The organism is Hyphomicrobium sp., assembly GCF_035687085.1.
Classification (GTDB): Bacteria; Pseudomonadota; Alphaproteobacteria; order Rhizobiales; family Hyphomicrobiaceae; genus Hyphomicrobium_B.
The window spans coordinates 183,986-199,008 of record NZ_DASRYS010000014.1 but is presented as its reverse complement, the minus strand read 5'-3'; the positions used below and the strand labels follow the sequence as shown (position 1 = coordinate 199,008).

Here is a 15,023-nt window from a genome sequence, read left to right as displayed (position 1 = left end):
AACCGATGTCGAAAGACAAAAAGTCTGCTGGTCAAGCTGGCGCCGCAACTGAGGCTCAGGCTGCCGAGGGCGGACGCGACTGGAGCAAGACGCTGTACCTGCCGCAGACCGAATTTCCCATGCGCGCCGGTTTGCCTGAGCTCGAGCCTAAGCTCCTGAAGCGCTGGGACGAGATCGGCCTCTACGAAAAGCTGCGCACGCAGTCGAAAGGGCGCGTGAAGTTCACGCTGCACGACGGCCCGCCATATGCGAACGGCAACATCCACATCGGCCACGCGCTGAACAAGATCCTGAAGGACCTCGTCGTCAAATCGCAGCAGATGCTCGGCCACGATTCCAACTACGTGCCGGGCTGGGACTGCCACGGCCTGCCGATCGAATGGAAGATCGAGGAGCAGTATCGCGCCAAGGGCCGCGAGAAGCCGAACTTCTCCGATCCGGCCGCGATCAACGCCTTCCGCGACGAATGCCGCAAGTTCGCCGCGCACTGGCTCGACATCCAGCGCAACGAGTTCAAGCGCCTCGGCGTCATCGGTGATTGGGAACGTCCCTATTCGACGATGGACTATCGCGCCGAGAGCATCATCGCGCGCGAGCTGATGAAGTTTGCCGCGACCGGCCAGCTCTATCGCGGCTCCAAGCCCGTGATGTGGTCCGTCGTCGAGAAGACGGCGCTCGCCGAGGCCGAGGTCGAGTACCAGGACTATCAGTCGGACATGATCTGGGTGAAGTTCCCGGTGAAGCCCGTCATCGAGAACGAGGAATACGCAGCAGCCGAAACGCCGCCCGAAATTCATCCCGAGGCAACGCCCGAAAATCTGCTCGGCGCGTCGATTGTCATCTGGACGACCACACCGTGGACGATCCCCGGCAACCGCGCGATCAGCTTCTCGTCGCGTATTTCGTACGGCCTTTACGAAGTCACCGCTGCGCCCGAGAACAACTGGGCGAAGGTCGGCGACCGCTATATCCTGGCCGACAAGCTCGCGGCCGACGTGATGAAGGCGGCGAAGGTCGAAGCCTTCGAGCGGCGCTGGGGCGTCAGCGCCTACGAACTCGAGCATCTCGTCTGCGAGCATCCGCTGCGCGATTTGGGTTATGGCTTCGACGTGCCGCTGCTCGACGGCGATCATGTGACGGATGACGCCGGTACGGGCTTCGTACATACCGCGCCCGGCCACGGCGCCGACGACTACATCATCTGGACGAAGAACCAGAAAGCGCTGCGCGATCGCGACATCGACACCACCGTGCCATTCACGGTCGATGCCGACGGCGTGCTGACGAAGGCCGCGCCGGGCTTCGAAGGCAAGCGCGTGCTGAAGGACAACGGCGACAAGGGCGACGCCAACGACGCCGTCATCAAGGCGCTGGCGGAAGCGGGCAACATCATCGCGCGCGGGCGACTGAAGCATCAGTATCCGCACTCGTGGCGTTCCAAGAAGCCGGTCATCTTCCGCAACACGCCGCAGTGGTTCATTGCGATGGATAAGCCGCTCAATATCTCCGAGGCGGGGGCAACCAATTCACCGACGCTGCGCCAGCTCTCGCTCGAAGAGATCAAGCGCGTCGCTTGGATTCCGGCCGCAGGCGAGAACCGCATCACCGGCATGATCGAGAACCGGCCCGACTGGGTCGTGTCGCGCCAGCGCGCCTGGGGTGTGCCGATCACGGTCTTCCGCAACACGGAGACCGACGAGGTCATTCCGGGTCCGGGGTTCGAGAAGTCGGACGAGCTGATCGCGCGCATCGAAAAGGCGTTCGCGGAAAAAGGCGCCGACGTCTGGTTCGAGGAAGGTGCGAAAGAGCGTTTCCTGAAAGGCTTCATCCCCACGAAAGAGAAAGCCAAGTGGGAGCAGGTCAAGGACGTGCTCGACGTGTGGTTCGATTCAGGATCGACGCACGCCTTCACGCTCGAAGATCCGACCGCGTTTCCGGGCTTCAAGGGCCTGAAGCGCAAGCGCGACGGCGGCCAGGACAAGGTGATGTACCTGGAGGGCTCCGATCAGCATCGCGGCTGGTTCCACTCCTCGCTGCTCGAAAGCTGCGGCACGCGCGGAGAAGCGCCCTACGACATCGTGCTGACCCACGGCTTCGTCCTCGACGAGAAGGGGCAGAAGATGTCGAAGTCGCAAGGCAACGTCGTCGCGCCGCAAGACGTGATGGCGAAGTCCGGCGCCGACATTTTGCGGCTCTGGGTGGCGGCGTCCGACTATTCCGACGACCTGCGCATCGGCGGCGAAATCCTGAAGACCTTCTCTGAGACGTATCGCAAGCTCAGAAACACGCTGCGCTGGATGCTGGGCGCGCTCGCGCACTTCACGCCGGATGATGGCGTGAGCCTGAAGGACATGCAGCCCTTCGAACTCGAACGGCTGATGCTGCATCGCTTGGCCGAACTCGATCACGATATCCGCAAGGCTTACGAGCATTACGACTATCGCAAGATCGTCGGCCTTTTGGCGCAGTTCATGAACACCGAGCTGTCGGCGTTCTATTTCGACATCCGCAAGGACACGCTCTACTGCGAAGCGCCCTCCAGCATGAAGCGGAAGGCGGCGCTGACCGTCATCGACAAGCTGTGCGATGCGCTGATCCGCTGGCTGGCGCCGATCCTCTCGTTCACGGCGGAAGAAGCCTGGCTGCTCTACCGCCCGGATGAAGCCGAAAGCGTGCATCTCTTGCCGTTCGCGAAAATTCCGCGCGAGTGGCGCGATGATAATCTCGCAGCGAAGTGGGACCGCGTGAAAGAAGTCAGAAGCGTCGTCACCGGCGCGCTGGAAATCGCGCGCGCGGAAAAGAAGATCGGCTCGTCGCTCGAAGCGGCACCCGAGGTCTTCATCACCGATCCGGACTTGATGGCGGGCATCGCCGGCGTCGACATGGCCGAAGTCTCGATCACGTCGGGCATTTCGATCTCCGACCGGCCGGTGCCGGAAGGCGCCTTCACCCTCCCGAACGAGCCGGGCGTCGGCGTCATCGTCAAACGCGCGGAAGGCAAGAAGTGCGCGCGGTCTTGGCGGATCACCAACGACGTCGGCTCCGATCCCGATTATCCCGATCTCTCGGCGCGCGACGCGGCGGCGATGCGCGAAATCGATGCCGCGGTGACGGCATGAGCGAGGTGGTGCAGTCCCGCAGCCTCGTCTGGAGCAGATGGGCGCCGGTGGCGCTCGCCGTGCTGCTCGCGACGCTCGTCTTCGATCAGGCGCACAAGTTCTGGATGCTGGAAGTCTATGGCATCGAGGGCAAGGGCCGCGTCGAAGTCACGCCGTTCCTCGATCTGGTCTTCGTGAAGAACATCGGCGTCAGCTATTCGCTGTTCAATCAGGAGAGCGCCACCGGGCAATATGCGCTCGCAGCCTTCGCCGTGGTGGCAAGCGCGGCCTTGTGGGTTTGGCTGAACTGGAGCCGGGGAAGCCGCCTGATGGCGATAAGTCTCGGCTTGATCATCGGCGGCGCGATCGGCAACGGCATTGACCGGCTCCGCATCGGCGGCGTCGCCGACTTCTTCTCGCTGCACGCCTACGGGTTTTACTGGTATGTCTTTAATATCGCCGATGTAGCTATCGTTGCTGGCGTCATTGGCCTGTTGTATGAGTCCTGGAGGGGCGAGTCGCATTAGCGCCGTAAAGTGGGCTTATCCGGACTCGGGGGCGTGTCGAGCAAAGACACGGGCAAATGGCATGTCATTGAATTCGCGTCAAAAAATCGCAACTTCGATCGCACTCTCGCTGTTCCTCGCGGGCTGCGGCGGTTTTGACGGCGTCCAGCTCAACGGCAAAGTCTTCGACGTCATGGGCCTGAACGGCGGCGCGCCGCAGGGCGACCCCAAGCTGGCCGCCCGCCAGCCGCTCGTCGTGCCGCCCGGCCTTGAATCGCTGCCGCCTCCCGGCAGCGGCAAAGCGGAAGCGCCGACGCTCGCTGAAATTCAAGACCCCGATAAGAAGCTGAAAGTCTCGCAGGCCGATCTCGAACGGCAGCAGGCTGAATACTGCAAGAAGAACTACGAAGAGCCCAAGATGCGCGGCGATGCGACCGCCGACTCCGCGTCAGGACCGCTCGGCTCTTGCCACGGCTCGATCTTGACCGCGGTTAAGAAGTGGACGACGGGTTCGACCAACTCGGACGAAGACAGCGACCAATAGCGCCAGCCGTTGCCCCTTGCCTGCCTCATAATCAATGTTTTTGTGCTGCATAAAAATGCGGATTGAGCCGAAGGTTTGCGGCTCAGATGAACGTGTTGTCATTTGACTTTAATCACCCGAGCGCCGCTCATTAGCGGAAAATTTTTCGCACTGCCGTTTTCCCCTCTAGGCACAAAGTAATCCCCGCTCATCTCTTTCGGTTTAGGATGGGAAACGTGTCAGGCAGCGCTTCAACGCTTACGGTTCGAAGGATCGTCCTAATGCGTCTTGCGACGTGCTACCGGTTTAATCTCTTAACCTTCTTGGCCATGCTCATGCTCGCAGTATCTCCACAAGCTTACGCCTCCGACGGTACGACCCGCGCCACCGAGTTCAAGCTCGGCAATGGCATGGAAGTGGTCGTCATCCCGGACCATCGCTCGCCGGTCGTGACACACATGGTCTGGTACAGGGTTGGCGCTGCCGATGAAGATCGCGGCACGTCGGGCATCGCCCACTTCCTCGAACACCTGATGTTCAAATCGACCGACAAGATCCCCGTCGGCGAGTTCTCCAAGATCGTCGGCCGCCTGGGCGGCCAGGACAACGCCTTCACCGGCAACGACGCGACGGCCTACTTCCAGCGTGTTTCCAAGGATCGCCTTGGCAAGATGATGGAAATGGAAGCCGACCGCATGGTCCATCTCCGTCTCGACGAGAAGGAAGTGCTGACCGAGCGCGACGTCATCCTCGAGGAGCGTCGCTCGCGCATCGAAAACAATCCGTCCGCCCTGCTCGACGAGCAGATGAACGCGTCGCTCTACCTGAACCATCCCTATGGCAAGCCGGTCATCGGCTGGTACCACGAGATGGCGAAGCTCTCGCGCAAGGACGCGCTTGATTTCTACAAGCGCTATTACGCCCCCAACAACGCCATCCTCGTCGTCTCGGGCGACGTAACGGCCGATGAGGTGCGCCGCCTCGCCGAAGAGACATACGGCAAGATCCCGGCAAACCCGGACGTGCCGGCAACGCGCAACCGGCCGACCGATCCGCCGCAGATCGTGCCGCGCCGCCTGACGCTCAAAGATCCGCGCGCCGGCAACTATTCGTTCCAGCGCTACTATCAGGCGCCGAGCTACGTGACGGCCAAGCCCGGCGAAGCCGAAGCGCTCGACATCCTGATGAAGATCGCAGGCTCCGGCTCGACGAGCCGCCTCTACAAGAAGCTTGTCGTTGAATCGAAGCTCGCCTCCAGCGCTGGCGGCGATTACTCGGGCTACGGCCTCGATGGCGGAACGATCTCGCTCTATGGCGTCGCCGCCGACGGCGTGCCGCTGGAGAAGGTCGAAGCTGCCGCCGACGCGGTTCTGGCCGACATCGCCAAGAACGGTGTCACCGAAGCTGAGTTGACGCGCGCGAAGAACAGCTATCTCGCCGATTACGTCTACGACAGCGACAACCAGGCGACGCTCGCGCGCCGCTACGGCTGGAACCTCGCGGTCGGCCGCACCGTCGCCGACGTCGAAGCCTGGCCCGCCAACATCTCGAAGGTAACGACCGGCGACGTGAAGAAAGTCGCCGCCCAGTATCTCGACCTGAAAGATTCCGTTACCGGCTATCTCATTCCTGATCAGTCCGGTGTCGCGCAAGCCCAAGAAGCCCCCGCCCAATCGGCCGGCGAGTTGAGGTGACATTGATGATAGGTTTTACTCGAGCGGCTGCTGGGCTCATTCGCAAAGCAGTCCGTCCAAGCTTGGGCTTGGCGCTTCCGGCGCTGGCTCTGTTGTTCACTGCATCCTTCAGTCACCAAGCAGCCGCGATGAATATTCAAAAAATCAAAACACCCGGCGGAATTGAAGCTTGGCTCGTCGAAGAGCACAGCGTGCCGCTGATTTCGCTGCGCTACGCCTTCGATGGCGGCAACAGCCAGGATCCCGCCGGCAAGGAAGGTCTCGCGAACTTCCTCACCGCCATGATGGACGAGGGCGCAGGCGACCTCACCTCAGGCGAATATCAGGAACGCATGGAAGATATCTCCATGCGCATGAGCTACGACGACAGCAAGGATTCGCTCTACGGATCCTTCGAAACGCTGTCGGCGAACCGCGACAAGGCCGTCGAACTCTTGAAGCCGTCGGTGCAGAAGCCGCGCTTCGATAATGAGGCCGTGGAGCGCATTCGCCAGCAGCTCATCGCCAACCTGCAGTACGCGGATAAGGATCCTGAAAAAGTCGCCATGCGCGAATGGTACGCGCAGGCTTTCGCCGGTCATCCCTATGCGCGTCCCTCGAACGGCACCATCGACACGGTCTCCAAGATCACGCGCGAGGATCTCGCCGACTATCACAAGCGCACGTTCGCGCGCGATAACCTCAAGGTCGTCGCGGTCGGTGACATCACGCCCGAAGAATTGGGCAAGCTGATCGACGATGTCTTCGGTGCGCTGCCGGAGAAGGCCAAGCTCTTCCCCGTCGCGCAGACGGAACCCACCAAAGGCGGAAGCCAGAAGATCGTCGAGATGGGCGTGCCGCAGTCGGTCGCCGTGTTCGGCCTCGGCGCCATGCCGCGCAAGGACCCCGACTTCATCGCGGCGTTCGTCGTGAACCACATCCTCGGCGGCGGCGGCTTCTCCGCGAAGCTGATGGAAGAGGTGCGCGAGAAGCGCGGCCTTGCCTATTCCGTCTACACGTATCTCCAGCCCTACCAGCAAGCCTCGATCCTGGTCGGCAGCGTGGCGACGAAGAACGCGGCAATGGGCGAAAGCCTCAGCATCATCCGCAACGAGCTGAAGAAGATTGCCGAGAATGGTCCGTCCAAGGAAGATCTCGACGCAGCGAAGTCCTATCTCACGGGCTCCTACGCGCTGCGCTTCGACACGAACTCCAAGATTGCCTCGCAGCTGTTGGGCTTGATGCAGGAAGGCTTCGGGCCGGACTACGTCGAGAACCGTAATAAGCTCATCGACGCCGTAACGGTGGAAGATGCCAAGCGCGTCGCCGCACGGCTGCTGAAGCCGGACGATCTCGTCGTCACCATCGTCGGCAAGCCGACGGGGCTGAAGTCGGCTTCCCCCGCGGCGCTACAACCCGCACTCGCCGCGCCCGATCGCGGTTAAGCTCATCGCTCCAGAAGCGGCCAAGGGCGTGATGCGCACTTGGCCGCACATCTGAAATCGGGTACGCCCGGAACAGATTTGGACGAGGAGCGTTAGGCGGCGATGCAAGATGGGCACCGGCACGACGAAACGACATTTCAACAGAGCATCGATGGATGTCTTGAAGGCGCGATAGGCGAACACGGCCTCGCGCCTTCGAAGCATTCCGAATGGCTCGATCGCATCGCTCCGCACGTTGAAGCGCTGAAAGACGATTACCGCACGGGCAAACTCCCGCTGCTGCGGATCGCCGAAGAAGAGCGCGACATCGCTGAAGCGCAAGCGGCATACGCAAAGCTCAGCGAAGGCGCGAAGACGATCGTGTTCTTCGGCACGGGTGGCTCGAGCCTCGGCGGCGAACTCTACGCCCAGCTCGCAGGCTGGAACATCGCGGGCGTCGCCCCGCCCGGCCAACGCACCAGACCGCGCACAAGATTTTATGCCAACCTCGACGGCGCCACGCTGCAAAGCGTGCTGCAGTCACTCGACCTCGCAACGACGCGCTTCGTCGTGACATCGAAGTCGGGCGGCACCGCCGAGACGCTGTCACAAGCCATTGCATCGCTTACCGCCGTCAAGGATGCAGGCCTCGAAGCCGAGATCCCGAAACTTTTCCTCGGTATCACCGAGCCCGATAAGCCCGGCAAGACGAACGGCCTGAGAACGCTGTTCTCGAAATTCGGCATTCCGCTGCTCGAGCATCACACCGGCATCGGCGGGCGCTTCTCGTGCCTGACGAATGTCGGCCTGATGCCGGCGATTGCGCGTGGGCTCGACCCGCGCGCCATCCGCGCCGGCGCCAAGTCGGTCGTCGACGCGCTCATGCATTCCGGCAAGCCGCAGGATTTCGCGCCCGCCATTGGCGCGGCGACCGCCGTCGCGCTCTCGAAAGAGAAGGGCATCAAGACGCTCGTCATGATGCCCTACAACGACCGTCTCGGGCGCCTCTCCGCGTGGTTCGTACAACTCTGGGCCGAGAGCTTGGGCAAGAACGGCGAGGGCACGACGCCGATGGGCGCGTTGGGTCCGCTCGATCAGCACAGCCAGCTGCAGCTCTTCATGGAAGGCCCGCACGAGCATTATCTGACGATCGTTCGGGTCGCGAGCGAGGGCGTTGGTCCGCGAATCGATCCCGAACTCGCAGCCATTGCGGACGCCGATATGCTCGGCGGCCACACCGTCGGCGATATCGTCTCCGCGCAGTCGCACGCGATGCCCGAGGCGCTGGCCCAGGCCGGCCGCCCGGTGCGAACAATCGACATTGCAAAACTCGACGAAAAGACCATCGGCGCGATCGTGATGCACTTTATGATCGAAACGATTCTCGCAGGCCGTCTGCTGGGCGTCGATCCGTTCGATCAGCCCGGCGTCGAACTTGCGAAAATCCTGACGAAGGAGCGCCTCGCGAAAGGCGCGTGAGAAGCGCTTTCGATGGGAGACGTTCGCGGTGGCGATCCGGCAGCTTTCGCCAGAGACGGTCAACCGCATCGCGGCCGGTGAGGTCGTCGAACGCCCGGCGAGCGTCGTCAAGGAACTCGTCGAAAACGCGATAGACGCCGGCGCGAGCCAAATCGAGATCGTCATCTCAGGTGGCGGTCTCTCGCTCATCCGCGTAACGGACGACGGCGCCGGCATGTCGCCCGACGATTTGCTTCTCTGCGTCGAGCGTCACGCGACGTCCAAACTCGACGAAGAAGATCTCTTCGACATTCGCTGCTTAGGCTTCCGCGGCGAAGCGCTGCCGTCCATCGGTTCGATCGCGCGGCTTGAGATCCGCTCGCGTCAGGCTGATTCAAAGCAGGGCGCGGTCATCGTCGTCACTCGTGGAGCGAAAGCGCCGCTTGCGCCCGCGGCCGTCAATCGCGGCACAGTCGTCGAAGTGCGCGATCTCTTTTCCGCAACGCCCGCGCGTCTCAAGTTTCTGAAATCCGAGCGCGCCGAGGCCATGGCGGTGACCGACGTCGTCCGCCGCATTGCGATGGCGCATCCCGATATCGGCTTCACCCTGCAGACCGGCGAGAAGAAGCCCGCGATGTTCGCGCGCGGGGACCGCTCGTCGGCCGCGTGGCTCGCGCGCATCGGCGCCATCATGGGCCGCGAGTTCATGGACGATGCACTGGAAGTCTCGGGCGCCGGCAACGGAGCCTCAGCGCCGATGCGCGTCTTCGGCTTCGCCGGCCTGCCGACGCTGCACCGGCAGGACAGCACGCAGCAGTTCCTCTTCGTCAACGGCCGCCCGGTGCGGGACAAGCTCTTGATTGGCGCGGTGCGCGCGGCCTACGGCGATCTCATTCCGCGCGGCCGCTCGCCGTTGCTGTCGCTGTTTCTCGACGTGGCGCCCTGCGACGTGGACGTGAACGTGCATCCGGCAAAGGCCGAGGTGCGCTTTCGCGATCCCGGCCGCGTGCGCGCGTTGATGGTGCGGGCGCTCTCCGACGCGCTGGCGAGCGCCGGTCATCGCGCGTCGGCCCAGGGCGGCGTGTTGACGGTCGAAAGCTTCGCCGCGGGCGTCTTGCCGAATGCCGCCCCGCAGACGTCCTACGCACCGCCGCCGTCAGCACCGTCAGGCGCTCAAGGCTATCAGTGGATGGCGCCGAGCCGCGCCACGGGCCTCGCGGAAGCCGAGCAGACGCCGTTCGCCGTTCTGCAAACGCCGAGCGCCGATGCGCGCACATCCGCTGAGCCGGTTGTGGCCGAGACGCTCGACCGTCCGCTCGGCGCGGTGCGCGCTCAGGTGCACGAGAACTACATCGTGGCGCAAACGCGCGACGGCCTCGTCATCGTCGACCAGCACGCCGCGCACGAACGCCTCGTCTACGAGAAGCTCAAAGCTTCGCTCGCAAGCGGCGGCGTGGCAAGGCAAGGGCTTCTTATCCCCGCAATCATCGAACTCGATGACGACGATGCCGATGCGCTCGTCGCCCGTAGTGACGAGCTGGCGGAGCTTGGGCTCGTGATCGAAAGCTTCGGTGGTGGCGCGGTCGCGGTGCGCGAAGTACCCGCGCTGCTGGGCGAAACCGACGTCGAAGGCCTCGTGAAGGATCTCGCCGCCGAGCTTCGCAGCGACGGCACGGCCCGCGCTTTGAAGGACCGGCTCGACAGCGTCGCCTCCCGCATGGCCTGCCACGGCAGCGTCCGCTCCGGACGCCGTCTGACGGTCGAAGAAATGAACGCGCTGCTTCGCCAGATGGAAGCGACGCCCTATTCCGGCCAGTGCAACCACGGCCGCCCCACCTACGTCGCCCTCAAACTCACCGACATCGAACGCCTCTTCGGGCGGCGGTAAGTCGCTGGCGGCCGTTCGCGGAATACGGGTTGCCAGCGGAGTTATGCGCTCGGATTCCCCTCCCCTTGACGGGGAGGCGTTAGGGGTGGGGTGACCGCAGCGCGCGCAATCGCCAATGGCGGCTCGGGCGACGAGCCAACTCTCCCAATCACGTCATCCCCGCAGGAGGGGATCTGTCCAAGGGCCCGTTCATCGCATGTATCCGGCCTGGACGGATCCCGGCCTTCGCCGGGATGACGGAATGGATCAGGCCGCGCAACGGTACCGCCTGCTCGGAACGAGCCCGAGGATGACATGCTGATGGGCCAAAACGAAAACGGCCGCCTTGAGAGGCGGCCGCAATCATATTCCAATGGCACCCGAAATCAGTCGGAGCCGCCTTCGGCCTTGTCGCCGCTGGCCGCGTTGAGCTGGCCGTAGAGCGCGACACCGATGGTGTTCAAAAGCTCAAGCTGCGTCTCGAGGAAGTCGATGTGGCTTTCTTCGTCCTTCAGCAGGTCGTCGAACAGCATCATCGACACGTAGTCGCCGAGGTTGAAGCAGATCTCGCGGGACGCCTTGTAATACTCGCGCGCCACGTGCTCGCCCTTGAGATCGCATTCGAGAACTTCCTTGATGTTCTCGCCGATCATCAGCGGTGCGACATACTGAAGGTTCGGGTGGCCTTCGAGGAAAATGATGCGATCGATCAGGCGATCCGCGTGATGCATTTCCTCGATCGATTCCTCGCGCTCCTTCTTGGCGAGCTTCTTGAAGCCCCAGTTATCGAGCAGCCGGTAGTGCAACCAGTATTGGTTTACGGCACCCAGTTCGAGCTTAAGTGCCTCGTTCAAACGGGTGATGATTTCGTCGTTGCCCTTCATGCGCCGCTCCAAATAACTGCATTTGATGCTCCTGGTCTCGAAGTCCAGAAACATTCTAAAGTAGACAACTAGCGGATTAGCGCAGGCTTAACCAGAGGCTTTCCGCCAATATGGCGGGCCGAAAACGTATAAAGTTTTCCGAAGGTTCCTAAGCGCAGGCGCGCTGGGGCCGGCGAACGCGGCGCTTGGCGATCTCGGCGTCGATGCGCTGCTGCCGCTGTTTACGGCGTTCTTCGATGCGGATGAGCTTGGCGCGGGCTTCGGCGAGGACGTAGGGGCAAACCTGCGTGGTCTTGGCCAGACGGTCCATGGCGCCGTAGATGGCAGCGACCGTCAGCGGCGCGCACGTGCAGCAGTTCATCTTTTTGTTGAGATGCCGGAACACGACGCCGGGGGTCGGCAGAATGCCGGGTCCAGTGCTCATGATTTCAGAGACGGCGACATCGATGTCGCGATCAGATATTACGGCGCACGAGCAAACGATCAATTTCCGGCTCCAATCAAACGGGGTTCAAGGCCCCGGCATCGGATACCCAGTGTAGGGTAACAACGAGTGATACTTGGTCGAAAAAGTATACTTTCGTCAAGCTCCCTTGTGGCTCCTTGTAGATAGGACGTCAAGCCGGAAAAATCAAAAAATCTAAGCAAATAGAGCGATTCTAATGTTGGTCAGTGTGCGGTGGGGCACGCAAGGACACTGTGGAAAATGCGCAATTCGGTGCCTCCCCGGCAGTAATCTGAGTTTGCTTCGCGACGCTGGATGGCAGACCCTTGGCGGGTGCATGGATTGGGCCGCGGGGAGCCAATGCAAATGCCGGTGTTCGGGGCAGGAAAACCTCGTGCGGCGCGGGACGAGGCGAACGGCATTGCCACCATTGCCGTCCTTTTTTTCATTTTCGGCTTCGTCGCCTGGCTCAACGGTCCGCTGATCAGCTTCGTCAAGCTCGCCTTCGACCTCGACGACGTGAATGCCTTCCTCGTGCCGATGGCGTTCTATCTCTCCTATTTTTTCCTCGCACTGCCGTCGTCCGCCATTCTGCGCCGAACGGGCATGAAGCGCGGCATGGCGCTGGGCCTCTTCGTGATGGCCGTGGGCTCGGTGCTGTTCGGCGAATTCACGACCATGCGCTGGTATCCAGGCACGCTCACTGGCCTCTTCATCATGGGAGCCGGGCTCGCGCTGCTGCAGACGGCGTCGAACCCGTACGTCTGCATTTTGGGACCGCATGAGAGCGCCGCGCGCCGCATCGCGGTCATGGGCATCTGTCACAAGTTCGCGGGCGTCGTCGCGCCGTTCGTTTTCGCAGCACTCGTGCTGAAGGGCATCGACAGCTTCGACGCCGATGTCGCGAATGCGGCGAGCCCACAAGTGCGCGAAGCCTTGCTCGATGCCTTCGCCGCGCGCGTGCATGCGCCTTACATGGTCATGGCGGCGCTGCTGGCTTTGCTGGGCGTTTGGATCGCGCGTTCGAGGTTGCCTGATCTCAAAGCTGTGCCAGCCCATGCGGAGGACGCTGCGAGCGCTTCCGGTGCATCCAGCATTTTCGATTTTCCCCACCTATGGCTGGGCGTGCTGTGCCTCTTCCTCTACGTCGGAGTCGAGGTGCTCGCGGGCGATGCTATCGGCCTTTACGGAACGGGCTTCGGCCTCTCGCTGGAAGCGACGCGGCTATTCACGTCCTACACGCTGTTTGCGATGCTGCTGGGCTATGTCGCCGGCCTGTTCTTCGTGCCGCGATTCTTCTCGCAGCAAACTTATCTCGCGCTGTCGGCGGCATTAGGCATCATGCTGACGATTGGCGCCTATGCGACGACGGGATACGCATCGATCGCCTTCATCGCCGCGCTGGGGTTCGCCAACGCCATGATGTGGCCGGCGATCTTCCCGCTCGCGATCCGGGGCTTAGGCAGTCATACGGAGACAGGATCGGCGCTGCTGATCATGGCGATCTCCGGCGGCGCGCTGATGCCCTACGCCTTCGGCCTGCTGAAGGAACATATGGATTTCCAGCTCGCCTATCTGCTGCTGGCGATCCCGAGCTATCTCTACATCCTCTATTTCGGCGTGAGCGGCTGGCGGCAGCGCGCGGCGAAGGCGAGCCTCGTCCGCGCTCAATAGTTCTATGCGTCGAACCGCAGGAAGGTGATCTCGGTATCCCCGTAGGTGCGCGTGTCGAGCACGGTGAAGCCTGCAGGGAACGCCAGCGGCGTGCCCGCGCGCTCTTCCAGAAGGCAGATGGCGCCGGGTTTCAGCCACTTGCCTTGCGCGAGGCCTTCGAGCGCTTTCTCGCCGAGGCCCTTAGCGTAGGGCGGATCGAGAAACGCCAGATCATAGGGCTCCATGTTTCCGGCGGGGCCAAGATCCGTCGCGTCGCGGCGGAAGATGCGCGTTTCGCCCATAAGCCCCATATTTTCGACGTTCGTGCGAATGAGCGCGCGAGCCTCTGGAGCTTCTTCGACGAAGAGACAGTAGGCAGCGCCGCGCGACACGGCTTCGATGCCGAGCGCGCCCGTGCCGGCGAAGAGATCGATCACCCGCGCACCCACGAGCAAGAAGCCCTCGATGCCGTGCGCCAGAATATTGAAAACGCTCTCCCGCACGCGGTCAGAAGTGGGGCGAATTTTCATGTCGGCCGGCGCTTCCAGAGCGCGGCCGCGAAACCGTCCGGCAACGACCCTCATTCTTCGTCCGCCTCGCCCTGAGCCTTACCTCGCGCGTGCCGCGCCTTGCGGTCGGCCTGGCTTTCGGAAAAGCCGAGCGCTTCGGAGGCGCGGGGCCCGAGCTGCGCCACAAGAATTTTCCGCCGCACCGCTTCCACCGCGCCGGGCGCGAGATCGAGAAGCTGGAACGGCCCGAACGACACGCGAATGAGGCGGTTCACCGTCAGGCCGAGGTGCGAGAGCACTTTTCGCACTTCGCGGTTCTTGCCTTCGCGGATCGTGATTGAAAGCCAGGTGTTGGCGCCCTGCACGCTGTCGACGGCAGCCTCGATCGGCCCGTAAACAACGCCCTCGACCGTGATGCCGTCTTTGAGCTTTGCCAGATCGTCCGGCGACACGCGGCCCTTTGCGCGGACACGGTACCGGCGAGCCCAGCCGTTGGCGGGCAGTTCCAGATGCCGGGCGAGCGCGCCGTCATTGGTCAGCAGCAGCAACCCTTCGGTATTGTAGTCGAGACGGCCGACCGAGACCACGCGCGGCATCTCGGGCGGCATCTTCTCGAACACCGTCGGGCGGCCTTCCGGATCGGAATGCGTAGTGACGATGCCTTTCGGCTTATGATAACGCCAGAGCTGCGGCGGCTCGGCGGTCGGCAGCGGCTTGCCGTCCACGAACACCCGATCGGCAGGGCCGACTTCCACGGCAGGCGTTTTAAGCAGCTTGCCGTTGACGCTGACGCGGCCATCGGCGATCCAGCGCTCGGCCTCCCGGCGGGAGCACAGCCCCGCGCGCGCCATGGCTTTGGCGATGCGCATCGGCCCGTCCCGTTTCTCCGGCGCGGGTGCCGCAGCCGGAGAGGGCTTGCGAGCCGGTGCGGGAGTGCGGGCGCGAGTGCCTGCGCGAGCGGCAGGTTCGGCGACTTTGGTTCT

The 15,023-nt window shown here is 62.9% G+C and carries 12 protein-coding genes; 8 read left to right on the top strand and 4 right to left on the bottom strand.

The features are described 5' to 3' along the window. The first annotated feature begins 5 nt into the window (after nucleotides 1-5). The 7 genes from ileS to mutL all read left to right on the top strand — a co-directional run bounded on the left by ileS (nucleotide 6) and on the right by mutL (nucleotide 10,570). Nucleotides 6-3,119, top strand: a complete 3,114-nt coding sequence (ileS, locus tag VFG26_RS14325; RefSeq protein WP_325026459.1) for an isoleucine--tRNA ligase — start codon at nucleotides 6-8, stop codon at nucleotides 3,117-3,119. Further along, nucleotides 3,116-3,625 carry a signal peptidase II gene (lspA, locus tag VFG26_RS14320; protein ID WP_325026457.1) on the top strand — a complete coding sequence of 170 codons (510 nt, stop codon included), beginning with the start codon at nucleotides 3,116-3,118 and terminating at the stop codon, nucleotides 3,623-3,625. The genes ileS and lspA overlap by 4 nt, the downstream gene beginning before the upstream one ends. A 61-nt stretch (nucleotides 3,626-3,686) precedes the next feature. Continuing rightward, nucleotides 3,687-4,148 carry a hypothetical protein gene (locus VFG26_RS14315; protein WP_325026456.1) on the top strand — a complete coding sequence of 154 codons (462 nt, stop codon included), beginning with the start codon at nucleotides 3,687-3,689 and terminating at the stop codon, nucleotides 4,146-4,148. A gap of 260 nt (nucleotides 4,149-4,408) precedes the next feature. After that, nucleotides 4,409-5,821, top strand: a complete 1,413-nt coding sequence (locus tag VFG26_RS14310; protein WP_325026454.1) for a pitrilysin family protein — start codon at nucleotides 4,409-4,411, stop codon at nucleotides 5,819-5,821. A 128-nt stretch (nucleotides 5,822-5,949) separates the two neighbouring features. Continuing rightward, on the top strand, nucleotides 5,950-7,245 hold the full coding sequence (locus tag VFG26_RS14305) for a pitrilysin family protein (protein ID WP_325026453.1): 1,296 nt from the start codon (nucleotides 5,950-5,952) through the stop codon (nucleotides 7,243-7,245). Between the two features lie 102 nt (nucleotides 7,246-7,347). Next, nucleotides 7,348-8,703 carry a glucose-6-phosphate isomerase gene (locus tag VFG26_RS14300; RefSeq protein WP_325026451.1) on the top strand — a complete coding sequence of 452 codons (1,356 nt, stop codon included), beginning with the start codon at nucleotides 7,348-7,350 and terminating at the stop codon, nucleotides 8,701-8,703. 28 nt (nucleotides 8,704-8,731) lie between these two features. Beyond that, nucleotides 8,732-10,570 carry a DNA mismatch repair endonuclease MutL gene (mutL, locus tag VFG26_RS14295; protein WP_325026450.1) on the top strand — a complete coding sequence of 613 codons (1,839 nt, stop codon included), beginning with the start codon at nucleotides 8,732-8,734 and terminating at the stop codon, nucleotides 10,568-10,570. Between the two features lie 365 nt (nucleotides 10,571-10,935). On the opposite strand, the gene bfr is transcribed toward mutL, so the two are convergent. Together bfr and VFG26_RS14285 are read right to left on the bottom strand one after the other, a co-directional pair. Further along, entirely contained in the window at nucleotides 10,936-11,433 is a 498-nt protein-coding gene (gene bfr / locus VFG26_RS14290; protein WP_325026448.1) for a bacterioferritin, read from the bottom strand. A 148-nt stretch (nucleotides 11,434-11,581) separates the two neighbouring features. Beyond that, the gene (locus VFG26_RS14285) at nucleotides 11,582-11,920 is read right to left on the bottom strand and encodes a hypothetical protein (protein WP_325026446.1); all 339 of its coding nucleotides are present in this window, start codon (nucleotides 11,918-11,920) and stop codon (nucleotides 11,582-11,584) included. 324 nt (nucleotides 11,921-12,244) lie between these two features. Here VFG26_RS14285 and VFG26_RS14280 point away from each other — a divergent pair, with 324 nt between their 5' ends. Continuing rightward, on the top strand, nucleotides 12,245-13,552 hold the full coding sequence (locus VFG26_RS14280) for a sugar MFS transporter (protein ID WP_325026444.1): 1,308 nt from the start codon (nucleotides 12,245-12,247) through the stop codon (nucleotides 13,550-13,552). 2 nt (nucleotides 13,553-13,554) lie between these two features. Here VFG26_RS14280 and rsmD read toward each other — a convergent pair whose 3' ends face one another. After that, nucleotides 13,555-14,115 carry a 16S rRNA (guanine(966)-N(2))-methyltransferase RsmD gene (gene rsmD / locus VFG26_RS14275; RefSeq protein WP_325026442.1) on the bottom strand — a complete coding sequence of 187 codons (561 nt, stop codon included), beginning with the start codon at nucleotides 14,113-14,115 and terminating at the stop codon, nucleotides 13,555-13,557. Beyond that, on the bottom strand, nucleotides 14,112-14,909 hold the full coding sequence (locus VFG26_RS14270; RefSeq protein WP_325026440.1) for a pseudouridine synthase: 798 nt from the start codon (nucleotides 14,907-14,909) through the stop codon (nucleotides 14,112-14,114). Before VFG26_RS14270 ends, rsmD begins: the two co-directional genes overlap by 4 nt. Nucleotides 14,910-15,023: the final 114 nt, after the last annotated feature.

Bases quoted from the DNA above. Each gene is read 5' to 3' on its own strand.
- bfr (WP_325026448.1), bottom strand. From the start codon at position 11,433: ATGAAGGGCAACGACGAAATCATCACCCGTTTGAACGAGGCACTTAAG.
- VFG26_RS14315 (WP_325026456.1), top strand. From the start codon at position 3,687: ATGTCATTGAATTCGCGTCAAAAAATCGCAACTTCGATCGCACTCTCG.
- VFG26_RS14280 (WP_325026444.1), top strand. From the start codon at position 12,245: ATGCCGGTGTTCGGGGCAGGAAAACCTCGTGCGGCGCGGGACGAGGCG.
- ileS (WP_325026459.1), top strand. From the start codon at position 6: ATGTCGAAAGACAAAAAGTCTGCTGGTCAAGCTGGCGCCGCAACTGAG.
- lspA (WP_325026457.1), top strand. From the start codon at position 3,116: ATGAGCGAGGTGGTGCAGTCCCGCAGCCTCGTCTGGAGCAGATGGGCG.
- rsmD (WP_325026442.1), bottom strand. From the start codon at position 14,115: ATGAGGGTCGTTGCCGGACGGTTTCGCGGCCGCGCTCTGGAAGCGCCG.
- VFG26_RS14270 (WP_325026440.1), bottom strand. From the start codon at position 14,909: ATGCGCATCGCCAAAGCCATGGCGCGCGCGGGGCTGTGCTCCCGCCGG.
- VFG26_RS14305 (WP_325026453.1), top strand. From the start codon at position 5,950: ATGAATATTCAAAAAATCAAAACACCCGGCGGAATTGAAGCTTGGCTC.
- VFG26_RS14300 (WP_325026451.1), top strand. From the start codon at position 7,348: ATGCAAGATGGGCACCGGCACGACGAAACGACATTTCAACAGAGCATC.
- VFG26_RS14310 (WP_325026454.1), top strand. From the start codon at position 4,409: ATGCGTCTTGCGACGTGCTACCGGTTTAATCTCTTAACCTTCTTGGCC.